Here is a 20704-nt window from a genome sequence, read left to right as displayed (position 1 = left end):
CTCAAGGGGCGGATTCATCCCACCATTGAAATGATAGGAATTCTCCGCCCCACGGCCCCACAGTCCTAAAACGCCCGAACGATGTCCCTTCTAGTGATGATCCCCACCAGGCGGCCCTGCCCATCGAGGACCGGGAGGGCGCCAATATCCTTATCGACCATGAGCTTCGCCGCATCCTTTAGAGACGTCTCAGGCGTGGCCGTGATCACGTTGGTGCGCATGATGTCCATGGCGATTAAAAGCTCAACGTTATTATCCTGCCGGCTCTGGGGGGAGTGCTTCTTGATGGAGCGCATCGCGTTCGCCACGTCGGTCTCGGAAACCATGCCCACGAGAGCGTCCCCGTCCATGATGGGCACGCGGCTTACCCCTTTTTCCATCATAAGCTTCCTTATGTGTGAGACCCTGGCGTCGGGCGGAGCAACGATGGGGGACTTCATGATGACGCCCACGGCGCCCTCAGGGACGAAATGCGCCAGCACCTCTTTAGCGGTGACCTGGCCTGCCACGTTATTATCCACCACGATGACGCAGCCCACGCCCTTCAGGGCTTCCAGGGCCTTGCCCGCGTCTTCCTCCGGCCCCACGATGGCGTAGTCGTCGCTCAGCGCGTCCGCCACGTGGAAAAGTGACGGGGGATGGTTATACTTCCGCCTGGACCCCAGGGCGCCGCAGATGCTCCGCAGCGTGACGATGCCCTGCACACCATCCCTGTTCTTCACCACGAGGCGCCGGCAGTGGTACTTTTCCATGAGGTCGAGGGCATCGGATATGCGCGCTGACTTGTCCACTACGCGCGCCTTAGACATTATATCCTTCACCTTCATTCAAGGGCCTCCGACAGCCATCTAATGATGCTTTCCACGCTGAACTCGCCCAGCAGCTCGCCGTCGATGACGGGAAGCATGTCATAGTTATGCTCCAGCATCGTCTTCGCCGCCTCCACCGCCATGGCGTTCTTGTCTACTGACACCAGCGGCACGCTCATCACGTCCTCGGCGACCATCATCGCCTCCCTCACGCCCCTGAGCTTCTTGGGGCCAGCGCGAACCGCCCTGTGCGCCTCCTTTATGGGCTTCACATCCCGGAAATCCATGCTGGCGAAGCCCAGGTCATCGAGGGTAATCATGCCCACGTAAGCCGTTAGAGGCCCCCCATTCCTGACAATGACCCGGTCGACGCCATTCTCTTCCATGATTTCGATGACGCTGTTGATAGTATGATGCCTGCTCACGGTGACCACCTTCTCCGACATCATGTCACCCACCCTGAGAGGACATCCGACGAGAGTGAAGTACTTCACCATGTCGTGCTTGGTCACAATGCCGAGGATGCCCTTATCGTAGACTACGATGCCGGATATGCCATGGCTCAGCATCGTGGAGGCGACGTCATGTACCGGGGCGTCCGGCTTAGCCGTTATCACTTTGTGGGTCGCCACGATGTCCACCGGTATCTGGTCGATGGGGCGCCTTCGCCACTGCGGCTCCGCCTGGCTGAGCCGCTTTCCGATGTCCTTTTTCGTGACTATGCCCTTCAAGTCGTCCCCTTCCGCCACCACGAGGCGGGATACCCCGTACCTCAACATCAGGTTCCTGGCCCTTGCCACGTTGTCCTTAGGGCTGACCGCGTACACTGGCGCGCTCATTATCTCGCTGGCCCCGGTCATCTCACCGCCCCTTTCATCGATACGAGTATGTCTCGCTCTGTGATGATTCCCACGAGCTCGTTATCCCTTATCACAGGAAGCGACCCTATCTTATTCTGGCGCATGATGCGCGCCGTCTCGCCCAGGTCCTGGTCAGGCCCGACGGTGACTATCTCTCCCTTCATTATGCTGCCTATGGGGGCAGATAATGCCTCGTCGACGTGGCCCGTGACCAGCTTCTTGAACGCCTCTCCCTTCCCCAGGTACCGCATTATATCCGTGGCCGTTATTATACCGCAGACGTAGCTGTCGGCCACCACGGGCAGCCTCCTGAAGCCGCTCGATATCATGGCCTTCGCCGCCGCCTCGATGGGCATGTCCGGCGGCGCCGTCGTGACACGGGTGCTCATTATATCCCCGACCTTCCTGCCGGAAACCAGGTCGCCCATAAGCCTCACGATGTCTCGCTCGGTGATTATCCCCACGATGACGCCCTCATGGCCTATTATGGGCACCCCGCCCACTGACTTCTCTATCATCGTCTTGACCGCTTCCTCCAGCGAGGCGCCGTCGCCTATCGTGACCACTTCGCTCTCCATTATCTCGGTGATGGGGCCGTTAATCGCCACGATCATGTTGCCATCGTATACCCGGTCGATGATCTTCCGCTTCTCACCGCCTCCCAGGAAATTGATGATGTCTACAGCCGTGCAGATGCCCTTTATCCTCTTCGTGCCGGCGTCCGCAACCGGCAGCCGCCTGTACCCGTACCCCACCATGGTCCTGGCCGCCCCCATTATAGTGGTAGTCGGCGGCACCGTGACCACGTCCCTCACGGCCACAGCCATGACGCCGCCCTCGCGCTCCGCCAGGCGTTGCTTGAAGTTCAAGTCCTTAGTGGTCTGGCTCTCCCGGAGGTCGTGCTCGAACTTTCCAGTATTAACCCTGCGCTCTCGCCTGTTCTCGCCGAACTCCTTTATGCCCTCCCTGCTCATCCTGTGGCCACCCCCTGCAGCGCCCTGCAGGTCCGAATCACGTCATACCTGTCAATTATGCCGGCTAGCCTGCCATCCTTGACCACCGGGACCCTCCCGATGTCCCGCTCCATGAAAATCTTCGCCGCCTTCTTCACCGAATCGTCCTCTTTAACGGTGATGGCCGGCGTGGACATTATCTTCTGCACTGTCGTGGGCGTCCGCCTGCCATCGCTCTCCCGCTCGATGCGGGCATATCCCCTCTTTAGTACGTCCTCCCTCGTGATCATGCCGATGACCTCGCCTTTCGGGCCGACCACCGGGAAGCCCGTGAGGCCGTAATTGATCATGTTGAGCCACGCCTTTGACACGCTGTCCTCCGGCCTGCAGACCACCACTTCCCTCGTCATAAGGCTGCCCACCGAGACGTCCTCCAGCTCCAGCTCGGAGAGCCCCTTGAAGATGTCCTTGACGCTGAGCATGCCGACGAGCCTCCCGTTGCCATCGACCACGGGCACCCGCCCCTCGTCAGTGCCGATTATCACGGACGCGGCCTTAGCAAGCCCGGTCTCGGGAGACAAAGCCGGAACCGTGAGCCGCATGTAGCCCGTCACGGTCACGTCAGACCTCGTCGAGGTCACGTTGATGATGTCCTGCAGCGTGACCATGCCGACCACCCTGCCATTCTCCACCACTGGCAGGCTCTCATAGTTGTACTCCCTCATGATCTCCCTGGCATGGGTGACGAACTCGTCAGGCCCAATATACTGAGGATTTGTTGACATTATATCGCCGACTTTCACCCCTCCGCCTCCTACTGGTAGAGCGGGAGCTCTTCCCTGCATCTCGTGCACACGTAAGCCCCGTCGATGTACTCCAGCGATTCTGCCAGGTTCCCGCACACCTCGCATATGCCCTGGACGAACACTGTGGGGGTCTTCTCCTCGGCCTCCCACTCGGACTCCACGGCAAACTCACCCTCCGGGTTGTTCTGCCTTATGATGTCTCTTAAGATTTCGCCGAGCTCCGACGAGACCAGGATGAGGTCTGAGTCTGAGACCATCCCGATGAGCTTTCTATCCTGGACGACCGGAAGCCTTCTGATCCTTCGGCGGGCCATCTCCCGCGATGCGAGCTCTACGCTTTTATCCGGGGGTATGGTTATCAGCGGGGTGGACATGATGTCCTGTGCCTTCACCTTCGACGGCTGCCTGTTCTTAGAAATGATCTTCACCACGAGGTCGCGCTCGGTGACTATGCCTATCGGATGCCCCTCCTTCGTAATAATGATACAACCCACCCCGGCATCGGCCATGATCCTGCCCAGCCTGTCAGCAGTTTCCGATACGTCGGCCGTGATTAGCCTGCGCGACATGACGTCGCTCACCGATAGGTCAGTCTCCATTTATACGCCCTCTACTATAAATCATCTATGTAATATAATCATATTAATATTATCCATATTTTCACTTTTGAGCATATGCTTAATATAGTTATGACACGTTATTTTATACTAGTAGGGGAACAGGATGGCATTGTTAGCTGAGCTTAAGGAGAGCCTATCAGGCTGGCTTGGGCGGGTCTTCAAGAGGAAGGCCTCACGCATCGGCATATACGGGCCTCCTAACGCGGGCAAGACCACGCTGGCGAACAGGATATTGATGGACTTCACCGGGGAGACGATCGGGGCCGTGTCCAGCATCCCGCACGAGACGCGGCGGGTGCGCAGGCGTGAGGGCGTGACAATAAAGGGCGACGGCTACTCCGTGACGCTGGACATCGTGGACACGCCTGGCCTGGCCACGAAGATCGACTTTCACGACTTCATGTCCTACGGCCTTGCGGAGGATGAGGCCAAGAGGCGGGCGAAAGAGGCCACCGAGGGCGTCATAGAGGCCATAAAGTGGATGGACAACCTCGACGGCGTGCTCCTGGTCATGGACTCGACCGAGGACCCGTACACGCAGGTCAACGTAACCGTGGTGGGCAACATGGAGGCGCGGCGCCTGCCAATGCTGATAGTTGCCAACAAGATGGACCTGCCCGGGGCGTCCGCGGAGCGCATCAAGGGCGCTTTCCCACAGCACACGGTCGTGCCCATATCGGCGCTGAAGGGGAAGAACATGGAGCTGTTGTATGAGACTATAGCCAGCAGGTTCGGTTGACATGGGAGACGTCCAAATAAACATGATATCCGCCAATAAGCTGCAGTCGATGAGCACGATGGATAAGATACGCCTGATCCTTGATGACGTTTCTAAAGGGCGGATAGTCATACTTGAGAAGGGCCTCGACCCACGCGAGGAGGCGCAGCTCATCGAGCACACGATGCTGAAGATAAGGGATTCCCAGTTTTATGGCATCGAGATACAGAGCTATCCGCGTAGCCCGTCGCCCTGGAGCATCCTGAGGCGCGATGGCAACCGGCTGACGGTCATCGGCCCGGCGGACCGCATGAAAACGGTAAAGAGGGAGAGGGACGTAATAGAGGCCATAATCTCGTGAGGGTGTAAATGCCGCACATGTGCGTGGAGTGTAAGCATATCCTGGAGAGCGGCGAGCTCGACCTCGACAGGGGGTGTCCGGTGTGTGGGGGCAAGAAGTTTCAGTACATCAGGCCGGCCAGGAAGGACGTGAGGAAGCTCACGGTTGCCGAGTACGTGGCCCTTGCCGCCATGGAGGAAGAGCAGGCCCCGGAGAAAAAGGAGACGCCAAAGGCCCCGGAGAAAAAGGAGGCCCCCAAGGCCCAGGATCGCGTTGAGAGCGTCCGCATCCTCGAGAAGGGCAGGTACGACATCAACCTCCCGGTGCTGCTAAGCCGGAAGGAATTAGTCATGTCCAAAGAGGAAGGAGTCTACATCGTGGACCTTCCCTCAGCCATGAAGGCGCCTAAAAAGGAGAAGAAAAAGAAAAAGTAAAGATATTTATATCCAACGGGTGAAATTTAGCCTCGAAATGAGCCTGAAATACCAGCCCATAAACGCCAAGATACAGTCGATAATAGACGCCCTGAGGAGAGAGTACCCTGGGTCGGCCATCGAGGCCCTCGGCTACGATTTCGACTCGTATGACCTCATCCTCGAGGACGGGAAAAACGTCCACGTCATAGGCATCAAGCTCACCAGGGCCACCATGCAGACCGTGTTCAAGCTGGCGCTTTACGGCAAGATGGTGGCACAGCGCTATAGCGGCAATAAGGTGTGCCTGAAGCTTTACGCCCCCTCGATAGCCGCAGAAGCTAAAGCGGCGTTCATCAAGGCCGGCGGGTCCTTCCAGAAGCTAGGGCTGGCCAGGCGCTTGAAGGACCCGGTGAAGATATCTTCGCCAGGCTCATGGAAGGTTGTGTGCTACTTCTTGAGGAATGACGGGTCGACGATAAACCAGGCTTCGGTGAATACGGGCGTGTCTTACCCCTGGACTCGCTCGGTGGTGAAGAAGCTGGTGGAGGTGGGAGCGTTTACCAGCAAGGGCCGTAAAGTCCACGTCACAGGATTGGACGCCCTGTTCCGGCTGGTCGCCTGGGAGCGCCCCATTAATAGCCTCAAGGGGCTGGGCTTCAGGAGCGCCTACGATGACGAGCGGGAGGCGTTGAGGGAGCTTTACGCGAACGTGGAGGGCATCATTCCCGACTCTGCCTGCACCCTGTTTACCGCCGCTGACCTCTACCTTGAGGGGGTGGCGTCCGGCGGATGTATCCAGCTCTATGCCGACGAGAACGCCGCCCGGATGGTGAGGAGCCTCATGGGTGAGGGGAACGGGGTGAGCTTTCAGATCTATAACCCGGACCGTGAGATGGACGCCTTTGCCATAGATGACATACCCGTGGTCTCCATGGAGCAGGCGATCCTCGACCTGGCCGGCCTTGGCTCTGCTGGCGCGGACGCCGCCACCATCCTTCTCAATGAATATAAGGCGACGAGGCCTTAAGGCCCGCGGAAGGGGCGGGTGGAGAGGAGGGCCAGGAAGGGGAGGGCTAAAATCCAGTAGTGAAGGTACTGCCTTATCAAGATGGTGCCAGCGAAGAGCAGAGAGGCGAGGACGAAGTACTCTTCAAGGGGGGAGAGATGCCCATCTCTGACCACGCTTGCGGCGGCGAAGAGCAGGAGGGATGTGAACACGGTCACGGCCATGATTATGTTGGCGGCGAGGATGAGGGGGTCCGTCGCCCTGTAGCTCGTCACGTCGCCCATGTTGGACTCGGATAGGTAGGTGCCCGCCACGCCATAGCTCCAGTAGAGCGAGGCGGCGCCCGCCGTAGGCCCGTAGGCCAGGAATATGGCGCCGAAAATGATGGCCAGCGGGATCAGGATGCCGACGAGAAGCTCCGGCGCCTTTTTCAATTCTCCCCTCCTGTACATGAAGAAGAGCAGCAAAGGTATAAGGAAAAGGGCGTACTGCTTGAACCCTATCCCGACGCCCGCGCTCAGGCCGGCGAGCACGTATTTCCACCTATTTTCTGTGAACATGAGAGCATAAGTTGATAGCAGTATAAATGTTAGGGCGAAGGGCTCGGTGAGCACGAAGTATCCCTGCGCCCAGGCCACGTTAAGGGTGAAGAGGAGGCCGGCGAGCAGTCCGGAGAAGCGGCCATAGAGCCTCCAGGCCATCGCCATCAACAATAAAGCGCTGGCGAAATTACTTATGCCTACCAAAATTAAGCCTCCAAGGAGCTTTTGCCCGAGCAGCGTTGGAACGGCGAGGGTGAAGAAGATGAGCGGAGGCTTGGGGTCCTGATAGTCCAGGTAGGGGGTGGCGCCGTCCACGATGACCTGGGCCATGGCGTAGAACCGCTGCATATCATAGGTAGTCCACTCGCTCTCCATTAGGGTGCTGGTCACGAGGACGAGGCCGAAGATGACGATGGCTAAGAGCATGGCCGAGCCGATGAAGTACGCCCGGTCCGATACGTGCAGGTTAGGTAGCCCTTCTCCCTTTTCGCCCCCGTACATGGTTCACCTATCCCTAATCACCGGCGCTAAGCTACTTAAAGCTTGTTTTTCGGCCGCATATGTATCCATCGATGCTTTTTCGGGCGCCTTGAAGGCGCCTGCGCATAGCAGCGCTAAGAACGGCAGGGCGATGAACCAGTACTGGAGGTATTGTTTCAGCGGGATGGCCAGAATAAAGCATAGCCCGACGGCCAGGCAATACTCCTCCAGGAGCCCGTGGCTCCTTGAAAAGCCGAGCAGGGCAAGCGGAAACATGGAGGTCAGCATGCATGCGGAGAGAGCGATGCCTGCAACGGCCATGAGCGGGTCAGGCGGGCGGTAGCCCTCGTCCGTCAGAAACCCAACGGCCTCGAAGCCACTATCCGCGGCCATCGCCAGCGTGCTATTGCCGTATAGCACGAAAGCCGTGGCAGCGACGGCGAGCAGCGGAAGGGCCGCCGCCACGATGAGGGCGAAAGCCGGTCTCATCTCTCCTTTACGCCACATGATAGCCATGGTGACCGGCAGCAATAAGAGCATCAGCGGCTTGAAGCAAGCCGCCAGGCCCGTCAGGAAGCCTGAAAGGGCGTATTTGCCACTCCACACCATGGAGTAAGCGGAAAGCAGGGCGAACAGTAGAGCCAGCGAGTCGCCGATGGTGAGGTGGCCCTGCGCCAATGCCATATTCATGGTAAAGAGCAGGCCGGCCAGGAAGCCGGCCACGCTTCCGTATGGCCTCCTGCCCATCTCCATGGTGAGCAGGGCGCACGCCAGGCAAATGATGCCCACGATGAAGACACGGTAGCCGGATAAGGCCCCCGTATCGAATAGAAGTAAGGAGGATGGCGCCCCATCGCCCAGGATGGCATAGATCCTGGGGACCGCCGAGGAGGCAAGGCCATAATAGGAGGCTATGTCGAAGGGCATCCAGATGCCTCGCATCAAAACCTCTTCGACTATGGCGAGTGCGAGGAACAAGGCGCCGTAGGCCACTACGGCGATGCCGTACAATGTCAATGCTTTTTTCATCCCATGTCCGCCCCCCTTTTTCTATACGACCTGACGCATAGCAGGATGATGAATGGCAGGGCCAGCGCCCAGTAGTGCAGGTACTGCCTGATGGCCAGCGTGGACAGGAAAGCCGCCCCTGATAGCGCAAAAAACTCATCATGCGTTGACAGGGGCCGGTCCAGCAGGAGGCTCGCCGCGGCCACCACTAGCAGCATGATGAACATGCCAGCCGAAAGCCCCAGGTTCGCCAGGGCTACAAGCGGGTCTTCCGCCCTATAGGCCGGTACGTCCCCCAGATAGCTGCTCGTGACGTATGCGTCGGCCACGCCGAAGCTCCAGTATAGCGACGAGGCGCATGCTATTGGGCCATAGGCGAGGAAGATGGCGCCGTACACGATGAGCAGTGGCAGCGCGATGCCGGCGACGAGCCGCGACGCTTTCCTGAGCTCGCCCCCGCGGTAAAGGTAAAAAAATGCCAGCGGTATGAGCAATAGGGCATATTGCTTGAAGCCGATGGCGATGCCGGCGGATATGCCCGACAATAGCTCATTTTTCATGAAGAGCAGGGCGTATACGGATAATAATATGAACAGGAGGGCGAATGGCTCTGTAAGGATGAAAAAGCCCTCGGCCAGGGCCATGTTTACCAGTAAAAGCAAGCCAGCGGTGAAGCCCTGAAAACGCCCGTAAAGCTTCCAGCCGATGCGCATGGCCACGAGGGCGCTCAGGAAGTTGCACGTGCCGACAAGCAGCAGGCCTCCGTAAAGCTGCTGGCCTAGAAGCGCTGGCAGCGCGAGGGCGAAGAAGATCAGAGGGGGCTTCGGATCCTTGAAATCCACGTAGGGAGTGCCACCGCTAATGATGACTCCTGCCATCCGGTAAAAAAGTTTTGTGTCCCCGATCATCCAAATGTTCTGCAGGAACCAGGCAGCAATGAGCAAGAGCAGCAGGGAGACGATGGCGTAAGCGATGACTGATAGCGCCAGAAATGCGCTATCAGACGGATGATGACCGACCCTGCTCATAAGACTAGCCTCCAATACGATAGCCGCTAGAGGTATGATCGGGGGATATGATAATGTTTATGCCATAATAGCAATCTCTCTCTTTACTATGGCAACTTTGATCGGTAGAAGCGGGGCCGGCGACGACCTCATCCGCAAGCTACACGACATGGGCGTATCGCGGAGCTGCACTACCATCAAGCAAGTGATGGAAAGGCGCGATGCCATAGACCGGATCATAGCGCTGGAGAGGGAGAGGCAGGAGCGCCTCCTCGAAAGGGAGATGAAGATGCTCAGGAGCGGCATGAAGAAGTATAAGCTGCTGGATTCCCTGCTCTTTTTCAGCAAGAATAAGAAGAGCGAGGAGTACCTGAAGCGGATCGACCACCTGCAAGCTAACAGGGACGCTATCATAGAGAACAGCCTGCTTTACCTCTACCGTGAAAAGGATATACTTGACCGGCTGACGAGGGAGTACCGGAGCGAGCTTAAAGGCTATTACGGCGAGCTCCTCGTCCTGGATACGCTGGAGCGGCTTAGCGACGACTACTACGTGCTGAGCGACGTCCGGATCACCCGCGAGTTCGGCCATAAGTTCGATGGGAAAATGCTGAAATCCGCCAGAGTTGACCATGTAGTAGTGGGACGGAAAGGCGTCTACTGCATTGAGACTAAAAACTGGAATCTCAAGTGGAAGAACGAGGACCGCCCTACGCCAGGAGAGCAGGCCAGGCGGGCCTCCTACCTGCTGTACAGGTATTTGAAGTATACCTGCAACATCCCCGGGGTACGAGTGATGAGCATCGTGCTGTACACGAATACCACGGTGAAGGGCAAGGAGGACTTCGTCCGGTTCCTGCGGTACGAGGACTTTCCCGCGTACCTCGAGGCCAGGCAGGAGATCCTGTCCGACGATGACGTTAAGAAAATCGTGGAGTGCCTTAAGGATAGGGATATCAGGTTCGACGACACGCTTCCAGAGAAAGAAGATGAGAGGGAAGATGCTGCTGCGGACCTGAAGCTTGTTGAAAACGCCTCTGGCGGAGAGACGACGTGACGCTGCCCCATGGCGCGCCACGTCCTTTTTTATTTTGTCTCGCGTACCCCGTTGAGGCTTTCTTTGTGCATCTCTATGGCCTCGTCGAGCGTTATCTCGCCTTTGGCTACGCGCCTGGCAAGGTACTTGGGTATGGTGGCACGCCCCTCGGATAGCGAGCGGCTTGACTCCTGGATGACCCTTATCTCGCCCCTGGAAGGCTCGACCTCCATCCTGCCCACGGGCTCGCCCTTTATCCTCGCAATGTTTATCGCGGCTATGATGTCCCTGACCTGGCTCGTGTGGATGCCCCTGCCCACGTAGGGCGTGGTGCCGGTCTCGTCGACCAGCTCTACTTTATAGCCCCCCTCGATTAGTGCGTTTATTATCTGGGCGGTCATGAGCCTGGCGCCGCTGCCAATCCTTACAATGGAGATGCTGGCGTGGTACTCTTGCTCTATCTTCTTTAAAAGGGGCTCGACCTCTGCCACGCCTGTCTGGTAGACAGCTACGACCGTGTCTCCGTGCAGGACTGCTATGCCCGGCCTCCTGCCCGGGTCTATGCCTATGACAAGCTCGTCGAAATGGCCCTGGCCTCGGAGGGCGCCGATCGCTCGATCGACCGTGGCATGAGGGTCATCATAGACGATGAGGTGCTCGCCTTCCCAGCGTATTTGAGGGGCTTCCTCGGCCGTCGTGATGACCACCTTCACGTTGTAGGGTATCGGGTCTTTCAGCCTTAGGGTGATGAAAGGCGCCTGGCGCTCCTTAAGGCGGGAGACCACCTCCTCATACACCACGAAGTCCGACGTGATCAATGCTATTATGTCTCTTTCTCTCCTCCAGGACCCTCCACAGTTTAGTAAAATACATGTTATATATTGCTTTTTAGCCTAAAGCTATTTGGCTGGTTTGAGCACGCAAAGGCCGCCTCCAACAACGATATAAATGAGCAGGTTCACATTGTAGCAGGACGAAATGGCGACAAATGAAAGGCTCATAAAAAGGCTCCCGACGGGCTCGAAAGCCCTCGACGGCCTGCTGGGCGGAGGCTTCGAGGCCGGAACCATCTCACAGCTATTCGGGGAGCCCGCTAGCGGCAAGACCAACATATGCTTACAGCTAGCCGTGAACACGCTGAGGTCGGGCAAGCGCGTCATATACATAGACACCGAGGGGTTCTCGGTCGAGCGGTTCAGCCAGATAGCGGGCGAAGATGCAGAAAGGCTTGCCAGGGGCCTGCTCCATTTTCAGCCCACCAGCTTTGAGGAGCAGTACGCAGCCATAAAGGAGACGGAGAAGATCGCAGGGCAGAACGTGGGCCTCATCATCCTGGACTCCGCGACGGCCTTCTACAGGCTGGAGCTGGAGAGCAAGGATAGCATGCTCCTCAAGAGGGAGCTGGCGAACCAGGTGACGGCCCTGCTTGGCATTGCCAGAAAGCATGACATAGCCGTGGTTATAACCAACCAGATATACATGGACGTGGATAAGGACGAGCTCCGGGCGGTGGGCGGGAACATGCTGGAGCACATCAGCAAGGCCATCGTGCAGCTCTCACGCACGGGGATGGGCACCCGGCTGGCCGTGCTGCGTAAGCACAGGTCGATGGCAGAAGGCCAGACGGCCGAGTTCAGGATAACCGCAACCGGCGTGGAATGATCAAGAAATGCGCACAAATCGCCGCCATTATGACAAAAACCATAATAAAACGAGGCATGTATATATATTGGTAAGTAGTACTGGTTTGTATCATCCTATCGCTTGCTTCGGCCGAAGCAGGCAAGACATGGAGGGTCTTAGATGAAGGCGTGCATTCTCTGCGGCGGCGCCGGTACCAGGCTTAGGCCGCTTACGTTCGAGAGGCCGAAGCCCAGCATACCAATTTTAAATAGGCCGTCGGTCGGGCACCTCGTCGAGCACTTATCCAAGAACGGCTTTAACGAGATAATAATCACCCTTGGCTACATGGGGGAGGTCATCGAGAAGTACCTGGGCGACGGCTCCCTTTTTGGCGTTGACATCAAGTACGTCTACGAGAAGGAGAAGCTGGGCACCGCGGGCAGCGTTAAAAACGCCGAGAAGTACCTGGACGATGGCCCGTTCCTGGTCGTGGGCGGCGACCACGTCTTGAACTTAAACCTCAGGGAGCTTTACGACTTTCACAACGTCTCGGGCGCGCTGGTGACCATCTCGGTGCTGAGCATCGACGACCCCAGGGAGTTCGGCATCGTCGACCTGGATAATAACCATGTCATACACAGGTTCAAGGAGAAGCCAGGCCCCGGCGAGATCTTCTCGAACCTCGCCTCTACGGGGATATACGCCCTCAGCCCTGAGGTGCTGGACTATATACCGAGGGCGAAGTATGACTTCGCCAAGGACCTCTTCCCCAGGCTTCTCGCCGAGAACAGGAAGATAAGCGGGTGGCTGGCGCGGGGCCAGTGGACCGATGTGGGGAACCCGAGAGCCTATCGTGAGGCCCAGCGCTGGATGCTGGAGAACATGCCCGGAACGTACATACATGGGAGGATGGTCAACGAGGGCGCCAAGCTCAACGGCCCTCTCGATATAGGCAATAACGTGACCTTTGGCAGGCATTCGGTCGTGGTCGGGCCTGTGTACATCGGAGACGATACGACCATCGGCGATAACGTGCTCATAGGCCCATATACATCCATAGGCGACCGTTGCCACATCGGCAATGATTGCCGCATACTATCATCTTACATATACAACGGCGTAAAGATAGGCGCCGGCTGCTCGGTCTCTGGCGCCATAATGGATAACGACATAACGCTGGGCAAGGGCTGTATCCTTGAGAATGGGGTCGTCATCGGCCCCAGGGCCATGATAGGCAATGACGTGACGGTTCACTCTGACGTGCGCATCTGGCCGGAGGTAGTCATCAACGCCGGCACGAGCGTCTCAAAGGATGTCATAAACGACCACTTCGCCACCGATATAAACGGCTCTTAAAGTAAAAAGTAAAAAAAAAGGAGTTACTGACGCGGGCTCAGTGGCATCCGCCACAGTCAGGCCCACACGTCGCATTCGGGTTCCGGACTATGAAGCCCTCTCCATAAGGAGTCTTGATGTAGTCAAGCTCGAAGTCCTTGAGGTCCTCCTCCAGGCTCTTCTCATAGACCACGTTGATCCCGTTCAGGTTGCTGACCACGTCCTCATCCTTCTTCTCCATCTCGAGGGCGGGGGCGTACTGGGGCCCGCTACAGCCGTATCCAGCAAAGTAAATGCGAATGAGCGAGTCCGTCTTTTGCTCCTTTTCGAGGAACGCCTTCAACTGTTCCGCTGCCTTATCTGTTACCTTCAATGCATATCACCTAAATTGAGCAATCCTAACTTTTAAACCTCGCTACAAATACTTTATGCATGGTTAGAGTATCTCGGCCCCGTCATCGATGGGCATCTTCGTCGGCTTGCCATCGTATGCATTTATCTCCATGTAGCCCTTATGGCTGCGCACCGCCCAGAACGGGATGTATAGCAGCTCCATGCTCATCTCGATGTCCTGGGGCCGGGGCTGGAACTTTTTATGCTCCACGATGGCGGCCTCGCCCTGGGTGCCCTTGAACCTCACCGTCTTCGTGTTCTCCTCTATAATGTTTTTAATCGCCATGGCGTTGGCCTCCTCCCGTGTGACCACCGACTCTTCCACGTTGTAGGGGGCGTCGGGCAGCTCTACCGACTCCACGGGGTCGGCGGCGGGCGCAATGCTAATCTGCTTGTTGATGGCGTTTATGACCTTCGAGCCCTTGCTGCTCAGAGGGATGGTCAGGTCACGGTACTTGGACTGCACGTCCAATGAATAGCTATACTTCCAGAAGGGTATGAACTTCAAGGAGACCTCAACGTCCTCCGCCCTTCCGATGGCGCCCGATATCTTCACAGCGTCGCTCGCCTTAATCCGTATTGGTATGGCGTGCAACGGTATGGCCACGCCCTCAGGCTCTGGGGCGGGCTTAGCCTTCGCCTTCTTTTTCGCAGGCTCTTCCTCGGCCTCTACCGCCTCGACTTTATCCGGCATGGGCCTTTGCGGAGACGGCGCGCTCCTGGCGTACAGCTCTCCGGTAAGCGAGGAGAAATCGCTGGCAGGCTTGATGATGTCCTTTGGCGGCACTGACGTATCGCACCCGTAGAGCACGGCCTTCCCTATCTGCCGCTCCAGCTCTGCTCGATCCCATAGCAAGACGTCTCTCTGGCCGCAAAGCTTCTTCACCTCGTCGGAGAAGCTGGCCATCGTGATAAAAAGTACCTTGATGTCGTTGCCCTTGAGGCCATCGAGGAGCGTTTTTAGGTCGTCCGCGGAAGCGTCGTCCACGAGCTTTATGCCCACCCTGTTGCCCGGCTTTTCCGCTATGAGGTCAAAGCCCTGCTGCGATGCGCTGACTGAATAATTGTAGGTGCTAAAGACCTCTTTTATGACATTTAGTAAATTATTTGACATCGTAACTCCTTTTGGACACTATACTATTCCAAAAATAGATAACCTTTAGGGATAAATAAATTGTGGGTTGCCTCATGTACGAAGCGTATGAAGAGATGATGTTCACTAAGGCCAGGATCGAGGAGATAATGTATAGCGTCACCTTTAACCCCAAGACGAGGGAGGGCGACATAGTCGTGAACCTCTCCGTGGTCGACAAGAAAGACCTCGATGAAGTGCTCGACATTTTCAAGCAGGTCATGTATAGCGGCCTGTCTGTCTGCTCTTACGTGAAATTGTTCGATGAGGGCGAGGCTTTCAGCGGCTATGCCATCCCTGAGGGCAAGGCGGGCATCGCAACTGCCTGTAGCATAACCATCGATGGAGTCTTCCTGAAGCATGGCATCCCCGTTCGCCCCAAGTTTGGCGGGATAGTCCAGGTCAAGGACCGGCAGCCGGTGCGCTTCACCGATATGATAAGGTATGACTGTACTACGATCGACCCCCTGGAGGTGCTCATGTCCCAGGAGTTGACCTCGATTAGGGATATGATGAGGACGGGCTCGGGCAAGATCCTGGCCAATTTTAGGGAACTTCCCATGACTGCCAAGGATGATGCGGATCACGTTTTAAACAGGCTTTTGACGGCGGGCTTTTATGGTATCCTTGAGGTTGGAGAGCCCAACACTCCCGTGTTGGGCGTGGACGTTGACCGTGACCACTTTGGGGTCATTATCACCGGCGGCACGAATCCCATGGCAGCCGTCCAGGAGTCTGGCATCCCTATTTTGACTAAGGCCATTAAGGGCACGCTTGACTTCCATGAGATGAAGAAGCTTGCTTGATATGAGAAGATTTGAAATTTGGCAGCTCAGATGGTTGGCGATGAAAAGATACCTATAACAACCAGGACATGGCCGGACTTAAAGGGGGCGTAACGAAGCCCCCTTTAGCCTCTAGAAAAAGAAATACCTTTTGGCCGACCATTGTTTTCCATCGTGACCTTCTCTCCCGATTGAAATCGGAAGCATCCACCTTGTGCGTTCCATCCCTTCTCCGGGGATTTCATCCGCACTTTCAGCCAGTCATCCCGGCATCGGGCTTAGCCCATGGAAGCCTATCTGATTAAAGGCGGAACACGGTTCCGCTTTTGCTATTGCTCCCATACGGTGGAACTTTAACTTTATATTGTATAGTACTATTAAATAGTTTTTGGTTTTTATACTTATAGTTTGGATTCAAGGAGCAGATTCATCCCAACATTAAAATAGCGGGGATTCTCCGCCCCATGGCCCCGTTATCCTAAATGTCATCCTCGTCCAGGTCGCTGCTATCACTACCGGCGGCGTGCTCCTCATCCTCGAAGAACCCGGGCTCGCCCCGCTCCTCCTCGAGCTCCTCAGGCGTCGCCACGATCTCGTCGGTGGCCAGCGGAGTCATCTTCTGTTTCTTGGCCAGGCAGAAGTACTTTGAGAACGTGTCCATGTCTTCTATGACTATTAGCTCGTTTTTGTGTATAGCGATCGGTATATACAAATCCGTGACCTCCACTTCGGCTTATCACCGACTTTGCAATCATCTATTATATAATATTATCGGGTGATTTTTGCGGTTGAAAGCCCATGTGTGAATTGAGAGTCAAGCGTTTCTGGCATATACCAAACTTTAATTTTAGGATGGCATTTTATTTTGCTGATGAAAAAGATCCTGGACGGCTTTACCCATAGGAGGGGCATGCATTGTGACACGACCTCCCTGAGGGACGTGTTCTTGTACGCGGGCCACGACATGCCCGAGTCTGCGCTGTTTGGCATGGGCGAGGGGCTTGGCTTCTACTACTGGGAGAGCAAAAACCTGAGGCACCCGGCCGTGGGCGGACGGATAAAGCCACTGGAGCTGGACAGGCGCGTCTGCCGCAACCTCGGGGTCTCTTTAAGGATACGCACGTCTACAAGCCCCAGGCGTGCGTATGACGCCATGAAGGCGATGCTGGCTGAGGATACGCCTGTCATGATACGGGCTGACATCTTTTATCTAAAGTACAGGCGCTCTAACCATCATTGTGGAGCACATAATATAGTTGTAGCAGGGCTGGACGAAGAGGCGGGCATAGCGTACGTGGCGGACAGGATAGCGGATGGCCTCATCGAGCTTCCAGTGTCCCAGCTCATCGATGCCAGGTCGTCGCCCCATAAGCCGTTCCCGCCCAGGAACGCCTGGTTTGAGTTCGGCTTCCCCGTGGAGGTGAGGCCCGACCCCGTGAAGGTGATGAGGACGATAGGCATGAACGCCGTGGAGATGCTCAACTCGGACGTGCGGAACGTGGGCGTCGGCGGCATTTACTATTTTGCGAGCTGCCTGCGCAGGTGGAAGGATGGCTTCACCAAGCCTGAGCTAAAGATGGCATGTGACGCTGCCTATGGGGCCATCCAGGCCAACGGCACCGGTGGCGGCCTATACAGGCACATGTACGCGGAGTTTTTAGAGTATGCCAGGGGCGTCACGGGGTTTAGCGAGCTCGAGGGGGTGGCCGCAGGCTACCATGAGGCGGGTAGGCTGTGGTCTGAGGCGGCCATGATACTGAAGAGCGTCCCCTGCGGCTGCGCCTCCCTTTCCGAGGCCTCTATCCTTGTTGAGGAGATAGCTGCTAAGGAGCACGAGCTGCTCACCGACCTCCTGTGCGTCGCCAACCTCTGCTGTAAGAATAACGGGCGTGGCAAAACCCGCTAGCCCTTTTTAATAAAAACCACAAAGAATTAATCATATAAGATATCACATCATGGCTCAGCAAACATGAAAGACTGTTTTGAGATGCTTGACCCCAGGATACGGTCAGCTTTAGCCTCGATGGGCTTCAGCCGGCCCACTGAGACCCAGGAAAAGGCCATACCAGCCATAATGTCGGGCGACAACGTCCTGGTAATAGCCCCGACGGGAACGGGGAAGACCGAGGCGGCCATGCTGCCAGCCCTACACGGGGTGATAAATGGCGAGAAAGGCAAGGGCTTCAAAGTGATATACGTCACTCCGTTGAGGGCACTCAACAGAGACATGCTGAAACGCCTCACCCAGTGGTCGAAGGAGCTGGGCGTATCCATCGAGGTCAGGCACGGGGACACGCCCCAGCACGAGCGAAGGAAGCAGGCGCTCAGCCCGCCAGACGTGCTCATCACCACGCCGGAGACGCTGCAGGCCATCTTCCTGGGCCCCCGCATGAGGCATCATCTCAAAGCCGTCCGCTACGTCATCGTCGACGAGGTGCACGAGCTCGCCTCGTCCAAGAGGGGGTCCCAGCTCACGATTGCGTTAGAGAGGCTTGCCAGGTATGCCGATTTCCAGAGGATAGGGCTGTCTGCGACGGTGGGCTGCCCTGAGGATGTGGCGAGCTTTTTGGGCGGCGTGGGCAGGAGGGTCCGCATCGTGGAGGTCTCCATCGAGAAGGCGCTGGACTTCCACGTCACCATTCCTGTGGCCGGGAACGAGGATAAGCGCCTGGCAAAAAAGCTGCTGACCGACCCGGACATAGCCGCCCAGATAAGAGAGATGGTCAGGCTCATCCACGAGAACAGGTCTACCCTGATGTTCGTGAACACCCGCCAGTCTGCCGAGGCTATAGGCGCGAGGTTCAGGCGGCTCGGCGAGGCCATAGCAGTCCACCATGGGTCGCTCTCGAAGGAGGCGAGGATTGAGGCGGAGGACGCCTTCAAGGAGGGCCGGGTGCCCGTCCTGGTGTGTACCTCCTCCATGGAGCTGGGGATAGACATTGGCGATATAAGCCACGTCATCCAGTACATGTCCCCGAGGGAGGTGTGCCGGCTGGTGCAAAGAGTGGGCAGGGCTGGGCACCGGGTTGGAGAGACGTCGAAGGGTACGATCATCGCCATAAACGAGGACGACGCCAGCGAGGCGTGGGCCATCGCCAGGCGGGCAATGGCAGGTGAGATAGAGGGGGTTAGTCTGCACGACAAGCCTTACGATGCCCTGGCCAACCAGGTCTGCGCAATAGCCATTGAGTATGGTGAAATCAGCGCCGATAGTATCTTCGAGCTGGTTAAAAAGGCATACCCGTATAGGGGCTTATCAAGAATTGAGTTCGACCTGGTTTTAAAGCAGCTAGCGGAAGAGCGCGTCATCTTCGTGAACGAGGCTGGCGTCATCAGCAAGAGGGGCAAGACGCGGCCATACATGTACGAGAACCTGTCGATGATACCGGATGAGAAGCGCTACGACATACAGGACGTGATAAGCGGCCGCATGGTGGGCACGCTGGACGAGGCGTTCGTGATTAACACTGAGGTGGGGGCGGTGTTCATCACTAAGGGGGACATGTGGCGAATAGTCGAGATCACCGAGGACAGGGTGAGGGTGGAGCCGGTTGAGAACCCCCAGGCTGAGGTGCCGTCCTGGACGGGGGAGGAGATACCCGTGCCCTTCGCAGTCGCCATGGAAGTGGGCGCCGTCAGGCGCGTCGTCGAGGAAATGAAGGGCGGCTCCGCCGTAAGCCTCATCATGGCCAGGTATCCGACGGACGAGCACACCGCCAAAAAGTTCGTCGATTACGTGAGAAGGCAACTGGATGAAGGCTGCCCGGTGCCTACGGACAGGAGGGTCGTGGTTGAGGAGGCTGAGCGGACAATAGTGATAAACGCATGCTTCGGCCACAAGGTGAACGAAACCCTTGGCAGGGTCGTCACGGCTTTACTGGCTTCGCGGCTCGGCGGCGGCGTGGCCATGGAGATAGACCCATACCGGATAAAGCTCGAGCTCCCGAAGCGGGTGAGGGCAATTGACATAGTAAAGCTAATCAGCGACCTTGACCCGGCCTTCGTGGAGCCCATCATCGAGAAGACCCTTAAGAATACCATGCTGCTTAAATGGAAGATGGTGCACGTCGCCCGCAAGTTTGGGGCGCTATCCAGGGACGTGGACTACGAGCGCATAAGCATGGGCAAGCTGCTAAAGGTATTTGATGGCACGCCCATGTACGAAGAGGCGGTCCGGGAGATCTTCCACGATAAGCTGGACGTGGAGAACGCTAAAAAGGCCCTGGAAATGATCAGGAGCGGCGAGATATCCCTCGTGGCGGGGCGTTTGAGCCTTATTGGAGGCTCAGGTTTCACGGGTGGCCGGGAGCTGATGGCCCCCGAGACGGCCGACCGCTCCATCTTGATGGCCCTGAAGGACCGCATCATGAACGACCACGTCCTTCTCTTTTGCCTGAACTGTAAGAGGTACTCCGCTAAGAAGAGGGTGGAGGACGTGGAGGACCCTCCTGTTTGCCCCGTGTGCGGCTCCAGGTTTATAGCTGCGCTTAAGCCGTGGGAGAGGGAGGATATGGAGATGGCGAGGCACCCTGAAAAGCTTAAGACGGAGGACGAAAAGTTGAAGGTTAAGCGCGTATACCGTAACGGCAATATCGTCCTCTCTCATGGTAAGAAAGCGGTCATAGCCCTCGCCTCCAGGGGCCTGGGCCCTGAGTCTGCTTCCCGTGTCATAGCTAAGCTCAAGGAGGACGAGGACGACTTCTACAGGGACATACTGAGGGCCGAGCGCGAGTACGTGCGCACCAGGCGCTTCTGGGTATAAAGCCGGGCTGGCATAGCCTTATAAGCTACGCCTTAAAGGCAGAAAATGACTTATATAATGAGATTATTAGTTT

22 protein-coding genes are annotated in these 20704 nt (G+C 56.9%); 10 read left to right on the top strand and 12 right to left on the bottom strand.

What is annotated here, in order from left to right; translation table 11 throughout:
• Window positions 1-65 precede the first annotated feature (65 nt).
• Genes MTC_RS03405 through MTC_RS03385 form a run of 5 tightly spaced genes read right to left on the bottom strand, consistent with a single transcriptional unit; the run spans window position 66 to window position 4027 of the window.
• Window positions 66-827, bottom strand: coding sequence for a CBS domain-containing protein (locus MTC_RS03405; RefSeq protein WP_014405279.1), 762 nt, complete (start codon window positions 825-827; stop codon window positions 66-68).
• Entirely contained in the window at window positions 824-1669 is an 846-nt protein-coding gene (locus tag MTC_RS03400) for a CBS domain-containing protein (protein WP_014405278.1), read from the bottom strand. The genes MTC_RS03405 and MTC_RS03400 overlap by 4 nt, the downstream gene beginning before the upstream one ends.
• Window positions 1666-2643: a CBS domain-containing protein gene (locus MTC_RS03395; protein WP_014405277.1), complete on the bottom strand. Its 978-nt coding sequence runs from the start codon at window positions 2641-2643 to the stop codon at window positions 1666-1668. The genes MTC_RS03400 and MTC_RS03395 overlap by 4 nt, the downstream gene beginning before the upstream one ends.
• Entirely contained in the window at window positions 2640-3425 is a 786-nt protein-coding gene (locus MTC_RS03390) for a CBS domain-containing protein (protein WP_014405276.1), read from the bottom strand. Before MTC_RS03390 ends, MTC_RS03395 begins: the two co-directional genes overlap by 4 nt.
• 11 nt (window positions 3426-3436) lie before the next feature.
• A complete protein-coding gene (locus MTC_RS03385; protein ID WP_014405275.1) occupies window positions 3437-4027 on the bottom strand; it encodes a CBS domain-containing protein in 591 nt (196 codons plus the stop codon).
• Window positions 4028-4151: 124 nt separating this feature from the next.
• On the opposite strand from MTC_RS03385, the gene MTC_RS03380 reads away from it, so the two are divergent.
• From MTC_RS03380 to MTC_RS03365, 4 genes are read left to right on the top strand one after another with little or no spacing between them, the layout of a single operon-like run.
• Complete coding sequence (locus MTC_RS03380; protein WP_014405274.1) at window positions 4152-4787, top strand: Era-like GTP-binding protein; 636 nt, start codon at window positions 4152-4154, stop codon at window positions 4785-4787.
• Between the two features lies 1 nt (window position 4788).
• On the top strand, window positions 4789-5127 hold the full coding sequence (locus MTC_RS03375; RefSeq protein ID WP_014405273.1) for a DUF2073 domain-containing protein: 339 nt from the start codon (window positions 4789-4791) through the stop codon (window positions 5125-5127).
• An 8-nt stretch (window positions 5128-5135) separates the two neighbouring features.
• A complete protein-coding gene (locus MTC_RS03370; RefSeq protein ID WP_014405272.1) occupies window positions 5136-5540 on the top strand; it encodes an OapC/ArvC family zinc-ribbon domain-containing protein in 405 nt (134 codons plus the stop codon).
• Window positions 5541-5577: 37 nt separating this feature from the next.
• Window positions 5578-6549: a hypothetical protein gene (locus tag MTC_RS03365; RefSeq protein WP_014405271.1), complete on the top strand. Its 972-nt coding sequence runs from the start codon at window positions 5578-5580 to the stop codon at window positions 6547-6549.
• Here MTC_RS03365 and MTC_RS03360 read toward each other — a convergent pair.
• The 3 genes from MTC_RS03360 to MTC_RS03350 are packed head-to-tail and all read right to left on the bottom strand — an operon-like array spanning window position 6546 to window position 9586.
• Complete coding sequence (locus MTC_RS03360; RefSeq protein WP_014405270.1) at window positions 6546-7571, bottom strand: glycosyltransferase family 39 protein; 1026 nt, start codon at window positions 7569-7571, stop codon at window positions 6546-6548. The genes MTC_RS03365 and MTC_RS03360 overlap by 4 nt on opposite strands.
• Before the next feature lie 3 nt (window positions 7572-7574).
• On the bottom strand, window positions 7575-8579 hold the full coding sequence (locus tag MTC_RS03355; protein WP_014405269.1) for a hypothetical protein: 1005 nt from the start codon (window positions 8577-8579) through the stop codon (window positions 7575-7577).
• Window positions 8576-9586 carry a hypothetical protein gene (locus tag MTC_RS03350; protein WP_014405268.1) on the bottom strand — a complete coding sequence of 337 codons (1011 nt, stop codon included), beginning with the start codon at window positions 9584-9586 and terminating at the stop codon, window positions 8576-8578. The genes MTC_RS03355 and MTC_RS03350 overlap by 4 nt, the downstream gene beginning before the upstream one ends.
• 88 nt (window positions 9587-9674) lie before the next feature.
• Between MTC_RS03350 and MTC_RS03345 the strand changes: the two genes are divergently transcribed.
• Window positions 9675-10622 carry a nuclease-related domain-containing protein gene (locus tag MTC_RS03345; protein WP_014405267.1) on the top strand — a complete coding sequence of 316 codons (948 nt, stop codon included), beginning with the start codon at window positions 9675-9677 and terminating at the stop codon, window positions 10620-10622.
• A 29-nt stretch (window positions 10623-10651) separates the two neighbouring features.
• Here MTC_RS03345 and MTC_RS03340 read toward each other — a convergent pair whose 3' ends face one another.
• Window positions 10652-11419: a hypothetical protein gene (locus MTC_RS03340; protein WP_014405266.1), complete on the bottom strand. Its 768-nt coding sequence runs from the start codon at window positions 11417-11419 to the stop codon at window positions 10652-10654.
• 160 nt (window positions 11420-11579) lie between these two features.
• Here MTC_RS03340 and radB point away from each other — a divergent pair, with 160 nt between their 5' ends.
• Window positions 11580-12263: a DNA repair and recombination protein RadB gene (gene radB, locus MTC_RS03335; protein WP_014405265.1), complete on the top strand. Its 684-nt coding sequence runs from the start codon at window positions 11580-11582 to the stop codon at window positions 12261-12263.
• Between the two features lie 141 nt (window positions 12264-12404).
• Window positions 12405-13580: a nucleotidyltransferase family protein gene (locus MTC_RS03330; protein WP_014405264.1), complete on the top strand. Its 1176-nt coding sequence runs from the start codon at window positions 12405-12407 to the stop codon at window positions 13578-13580.
• A 37-nt stretch (window positions 13581-13617) separates the two neighbouring features.
• On the opposite strand, the gene MTC_RS03325 is transcribed toward MTC_RS03330, so the two are convergent.
• Window positions 13618-13932: a HesB/IscA family protein gene (locus MTC_RS03325; protein WP_014405263.1), complete on the bottom strand. Its 315-nt coding sequence runs from the start codon at window positions 13930-13932 to the stop codon at window positions 13618-13620.
• 63 nt (window positions 13933-13995) lie between these two features.
• On the bottom strand, window positions 13996-15066 hold the full coding sequence (locus tag MTC_RS03320) for a hypothetical protein (RefSeq protein WP_014405262.1): 1071 nt from the start codon (window positions 15064-15066) through the stop codon (window positions 13996-13998).
• Between the two features lie 74 nt (window positions 15067-15140).
• On the opposite strand from MTC_RS03320, the gene MTC_RS03315 reads away from it, so the two are divergent.
• Window positions 15141-15890, top strand: coding sequence for a DUF128 domain-containing protein (locus MTC_RS03315; RefSeq protein WP_014405261.1), 750 nt, complete (start codon window positions 15141-15143; stop codon window positions 15888-15890).
• A gap of 457 nt (window positions 15891-16347) precedes the next feature.
• On the opposite strand, the gene MTC_RS03310 is transcribed toward MTC_RS03315, so the two are convergent.
• Window positions 16348-16581 (bottom strand): hypothetical protein, encoded by a 234-nt coding sequence (locus MTC_RS03310; protein WP_014405260.1) that lies wholly within the window; start codon window positions 16579-16581, stop codon window positions 16348-16350.
• 159 nt (window positions 16582-16740) lie between these two features.
• Between MTC_RS03310 and MTC_RS03305 the strand changes: the two genes are divergently transcribed.
• Together MTC_RS03305 and MTC_RS03300 are read left to right on the top strand one after the other, a co-directional pair.
• Window positions 16741-17775, top strand: coding sequence for a BtrH N-terminal domain-containing protein (locus MTC_RS03305; protein WP_014405259.1), 1035 nt, complete (start codon window positions 16741-16743; stop codon window positions 17773-17775).
• A 63-nt stretch (window positions 17776-17838) separates the two neighbouring features.
• Window positions 17839-20631: a DEAD/DEAH box helicase gene (locus MTC_RS03300; protein ID WP_014405258.1), complete on the top strand. Its 2793-nt coding sequence runs from the start codon at window positions 17839-17841 to the stop codon at window positions 20629-20631.
• The last annotated feature ends 73 nt before the right edge of the window (window positions 20632-20704 follow it).

This window comes from Methanocella conradii HZ254 (assembly GCF_000251105.1).
Taxonomy (GTDB): Archaea; Halobacteriota; Methanocellia; order Methanocellales; family Methanocellaceae; genus Methanocella; species Methanocella conradii.
This window is presented reverse-complemented; position numbering and strand designations above follow the sequence as displayed.

Coding starts and splice junctions, on each gene's coding strand:
- MTC_RS03405 (WP_014405279.1), bottom strand. CDS start 827: ATGAAGGTGAAGGATATAATGTCTAAGGCGCGCGTAGTGGACAAGTCA.
- MTC_RS03400 (WP_014405278.1), bottom strand. CDS start 1,669: ATGACCGGGGCCAGCGAGATAATGAGCGCGCCAGTGTACGCGGTCAGC.
- MTC_RS03395 (WP_014405277.1), bottom strand. CDS start 2,643: ATGAGCAGGGAGGGCATAAAGGAGTTCGGCGAGAACAGGCGAGAGCGC.
- MTC_RS03385 (WP_014405275.1), bottom strand. CDS start 4,027: ATGGAGACTGACCTATCGGTGAGCGACGTCATGTCGCGCAGGCTAATC.
- MTC_RS03380 (WP_014405274.1), top strand. CDS start 4,152: ATGGCATTGTTAGCTGAGCTTAAGGAGAGCCTATCAGGCTGGCTTGGG.
- MTC_RS03375 (WP_014405273.1), top strand. CDS start 4,789: ATGGGAGACGTCCAAATAAACATGATATCCGCCAATAAGCTGCAGTCG.
- MTC_RS03370 (WP_014405272.1), top strand. CDS start 5,136: ATGCCGCACATGTGCGTGGAGTGTAAGCATATCCTGGAGAGCGGCGAG.
- MTC_RS03365 (WP_014405271.1), top strand. CDS start 5,578: ATGAGCCTGAAATACCAGCCCATAAACGCCAAGATACAGTCGATAATA.
- MTC_RS03360 (WP_014405270.1), bottom strand. CDS start 7,571: ATGTACGGGGGCGAAAAGGGAGAAGGGCTACCTAACCTGCACGTATCG.
- MTC_RS03355 (WP_014405269.1), bottom strand. CDS start 8,579: ATGAAAAAAGCATTGACATTGTACGGCATCGCCGTAGTGGCCTACGGC.
- MTC_RS03350 (WP_014405268.1), bottom strand. CDS start 9,586: ATGAGCAGGGTCGGTCATCATCCGTCTGATAGCGCATTTCTGGCGCTA.
- MTC_RS03345 (WP_014405267.1), top strand. CDS start 9,675: ATGGCAACTTTGATCGGTAGAAGCGGGGCCGGCGACGACCTCATCCGC.
- radB (WP_014405265.1), top strand. CDS start 11,580: ATGGCGACAAATGAAAGGCTCATAAAAAGGCTCCCGACGGGCTCGAAA.
- MTC_RS03330 (WP_014405264.1), top strand. CDS start 12,405: ATGAAGGCGTGCATTCTCTGCGGCGGCGCCGGTACCAGGCTTAGGCCG.
- MTC_RS03320 (WP_014405262.1), bottom strand. CDS start 15,066: ATGTCAAATAATTTACTAAATGTCATAAAAGAGGTCTTTAGCACCTAC.
- MTC_RS03315 (WP_014405261.1), top strand. CDS start 15,141: ATGTACGAAGCGTATGAAGAGATGATGTTCACTAAGGCCAGGATCGAG.
- MTC_RS03305 (WP_014405259.1), top strand. CDS start 16,741: ATGAAAAAGATCCTGGACGGCTTTACCCATAGGAGGGGCATGCATTGT.
- MTC_RS03300 (WP_014405258.1), top strand. CDS start 17,839: ATGAAAGACTGTTTTGAGATGCTTGACCCCAGGATACGGTCAGCTTTA.